This is a genomic window from Pseudomonas sp. CM25 (assembly GCF_013179705.1).
Classification (GTDB): Bacteria; Pseudomonadota; Gammaproteobacteria; order Pseudomonadales; family Pseudomonadaceae; genus Aquipseudomonas.
The window spans coordinates 1-3448 of sequence record NZ_JABMCW010000464.1 but is presented as its reverse complement, the minus strand read 5'-3'; the positions used below and the strand labels follow the sequence as shown (position 1 = coordinate 3448).

Here is a 3448-nt window from a genome sequence, read left to right as displayed (position 1 = left end):
GCGCTAGAAGGTTCGAGATTTCCGACTCCAGCGCTCTGCTCCCGCGCATGTAGGTGAGTGACCCTCCCATCGCAGCCGAGACCTCATCAGTTAACGATTGCGAGATGACTGGCGGTTTCTCCAAGCCTATGGATTTGGCGACGACCAAGGCCTCCTTCAGCTGGGCGATGCGGTCTTCCCTCTCCCGAAGAGCACTGGCCTTCATGGCATCGATCTGAGTCTGCAGGTTGTCAGCCTTGATCAACATGTCACTGCGGTTGCTTTCTAGCACCTCATGCTTGGCATTACCTGCAGCCAGCTCGTTATAAGCCACCACCCACTTTGCCGCCTGCTCAGGGTCGGCGGTAGAAGCGGTAACCGCGTAACGCGTGGTTGAACCTTTGCCTGCCGGCGCCACGGTCAACACATTGGCAAATTCGCTATACAACGAGTCGCGCGAGCCCTGCCGACGTTCCTGGTCTAGGCTTGGCAGATAAACATCACGGAAAAACTTGTTGCGCACACCCTCTGACTGCAATGCCTGAAGGTGAGTGTCATACACGTCTTTTACCGTCAGGTGGGCCAAGCCCGACTCACCGCCACGGCCGTAATTCAGCTGAGCAATATCGTTCTGGCTGGGAGGCTCTACGAACAGCCTCGCCTCATATACCGGGGTCGCCAGCAATGCATAAGCAACGCCCACTGAAACAATCGGCGCAGCGACCAAACCCACCCACACCTTCTGGCGCCATACTCCCTGTATCAGTTCGACAAGTTCAATTTCATCATCACGATTCGGGCGCTGAGGGTCGTTAAGCATTTATTCTGATTATCCTGGGGTCCGTCAAACATCATTCAAACACCGACCTCACCCGAAGCGCGGGCCACTCGCCAGCGATTTGGCTTCATCAGGGCGGTCGAGATCGAGCGTAGGGTCAATCTGCCTTCATACTCTGCCTGATTCCACCCTACCCGGCACGTCCGGTCAAGATGAATGAAACGAACACGGTTGGAGCTCAGAAGATATTAGTGGTTCCCAACTAGATTAACTCCCTGTGAAATTCTGCTAAATGGTCAATCAGGTATGGAAACACACGCGCCTCGTGTACCGCATGCAAACGCTTGCTTGAGGGCCGATGCCAGCAGGATCTTCGATCTTCGCTCGCCGTGCACCAGCACTATTTTTTCAGGCGCACGCTGCATTCCGTCAACAAATCCAAGCAAACCCGCTTGATCCTTATGCCCTGAGTATCCCGGTAGTGTCCTGACTTTCGCCCGCACCTCATACATCTGCCCATCCAGATCAACCTGCTCAACCCCCTGCGCAGCTTCACTGGCCTGTATAACCGCCCCAGGCGTGCCCTTACCCTGGTACCCCACAAACATCACCTCATGCCGTGCATCCCCCAGCATGGCCTTGAGGTAGTTGACGATACGCCCACCCGAACACATGCCGTTGCCGGCAATCACGATCGCTGGCCGCCCGGTACTCTTCAGGTAGTTGACCACCTGCTGGTGACGGGCATGGCTGTCCACGCTGATCAGCTGGCTGAAACCAAGCGGGTCGCGCCCTTCGACGAGGCGCGCCCTCGCTTCGGCGCTCCAATATTCATGCAGCTCGCGGTACACGCCAGTGATGCGCTGGGCCAAGGGTGAATCAAGGATAATCGGCAATTGTGACCAATTGAGGGGATCCTCCTCAGAGCCATGGCCGGCTGAGCCCAGCAAGGCCTTGCGGTGAAGAATGTCTTCGAGCTCGTACAGCAGCTCTTGGGTGCGGCCCAGGCTGAATGCAGGAATCAGGACAGTGCCCTGGTCGGCCAGGGCGCGGTCAATGGCAGCTTCCAGACGCTGGCGTCGGTCACCTGCAGGCGGGTGCAGGCGGTCGCCGTAGGTGCTTTCGAGTACCAGCACGTCAGCCCGCTCCGGTGGCTGCACGGGCCGCAGCATGGGGTTGCTGCAAGCGCCCAGGTCACCGGAGAACACGTAACGGCTGTTGGCATGCTCCCGCTGGATATCACACTCGACATAAGCCGAGCCCAGCAGGTGCCCGGCACGCTGGAGGCGAATGCGGCAGGTCAGGCCGGGGCGTTCGAGCAGCATGTGCCAGCGCTCGAACGGCAGCGGCACGACAAGGCTGCGCACCAGGTCGAGATAACGCGCCACCAGCGCAGGCTTTCTGCTGATGCCCAGCCTGAAGGCATCTTCCAGCACCAGCGGCAATAAACGGGCGGAGGGCTCGCTGCACAGGATGGGGCCGCGGTAGCCAGCAGCCAGCAGTGCCGGGATCCGACCAACGTGATCAAGATGAACATGGGTGACGACCAGCGCCTGGATGCCTTGTACATCGAAACCAAGCGCCGCAGACTCGGCGCCTGGCGCGGCCTCGGCCCCCTGCTCCAGGCCGCAGTCGACCAGCAGGCTGCTGGACGGGGCAAGGTGCAGCTGGTGGCAAGACCCGGTGACGCCACGGGTACCGCCGTGATGGGAAAGGCTGGGGTATTGCATGCTGCACGCGTTCGCCTGAGCCGAAGAGGTGCCCTATTACCCCATGACGGCCGGCACATGCATAGGTGAGACTTTCCTATGTGTGCGTAGGAATTTTCGCTAGTTACCGCTCAACGCGGCCTGTCGGGCAGACGCCCTGATCTTGCGCTTGCTGCGCTGCACGCCGTAGGCACCTAGCAATGGCCCGACCGCCAGGCCGAGGACCAGGGCAGCCAACACCACCACGGCAACCGGCATGGCCGGGGCGACCCAGCCGAACAGGACCAACGACACGGTCTGCTGGTTTTCCAGCACAAAGAACAGCACCACAGCCGCCAACAGCAGCACAAACACCGCCGCCAGGGCGCGCTTGAGGTTACGCATCAGATTGCTCCTTGATGATCAGGCTTCCGCCTCGTCTTCTTCATTGACCCGGTCGCGCAGCTCTTTGCCGGGCTTGAAGTGCGGCACAAACTTGCCTTCGAGGCTGACCGACTGCCCCGTCTTGGGGTTACGACCCACACGAGGGGCCCGATAGTGCAGCGAGAAGCTGCCAAAACCGCGGATCTCGATGCGATCACCGGTCGCCAGGCACTGTGACATCTGCTCAAGCATGGTCTTGATGGCCAGCTCCACGTCCTTGGACGAAAGCAGCCCTTGATGGGTGACAATACGTTCGATCAGCTCCGACTTCGTCATATTTTTCCCTTCGTTATCAAGCAGCTAGATCATTGCTTAACCAGTTTGTAGCACGCCGGGAGAGATTTGAACAGGGTGGATCTTGACTTAATAAAAAAATTCAAGATTGAAGTAATTCAAGAATGGTCTACACCGTGAATCCCGGCCAAGCCGGTGCCATCCACCGCGACGCCTGATTCGCGGGTGAACCCGCTCTCAAAACGGGCGGTGTTGGCCGGATGTGAGCGTGAGCCTGCGCCATCTGTGTAGCACAGCCCGCAAACCCACCGCATTCGGCGATGGG

4 protein-coding genes are annotated in these 3448 nt (G+C 59.2%); all 4 read right to left on the bottom strand.

Features of this window, described 5'->3' with window-relative positions:
- A partial coding sequence (locus HP546_RS27880) for a Wzz/FepE/Etk N-terminal domain-containing protein (RefSeq protein WP_172232339.1) occupies nt 1-799 on the bottom strand: 799 nt, incomplete at its 3' end.
- 254 nt (nt 800-1053) lie between these two features.
- A complete protein-coding gene (locus HP546_RS27875) occupies nt 1054-2487 on the bottom strand; it encodes an MBL fold metallo-hydrolase RNA specificity domain-containing protein (protein WP_172232336.1) in 1434 nt (477 codons plus the stop codon).
- 99 nt (nt 2488-2586) lie between these two features.
- Nucleotides 2587-2850, bottom strand: coding sequence for a lipopolysaccharide assembly protein LapA domain-containing protein (locus tag HP546_RS27870; RefSeq protein ID WP_172232333.1), 264 nt, complete (start codon nt 2848-2850; stop codon nt 2587-2589).
- A gap of 18 nt (nt 2851-2868) precedes the next feature.
- A complete protein-coding gene (ihfB, locus tag HP546_RS27865) occupies nt 2869-3165 on the bottom strand; it encodes an integration host factor subunit beta (protein WP_003252675.1) in 297 nt (98 codons plus the stop codon).
- Nucleotides 3166-3448: the final 283 nt, after the last annotated feature.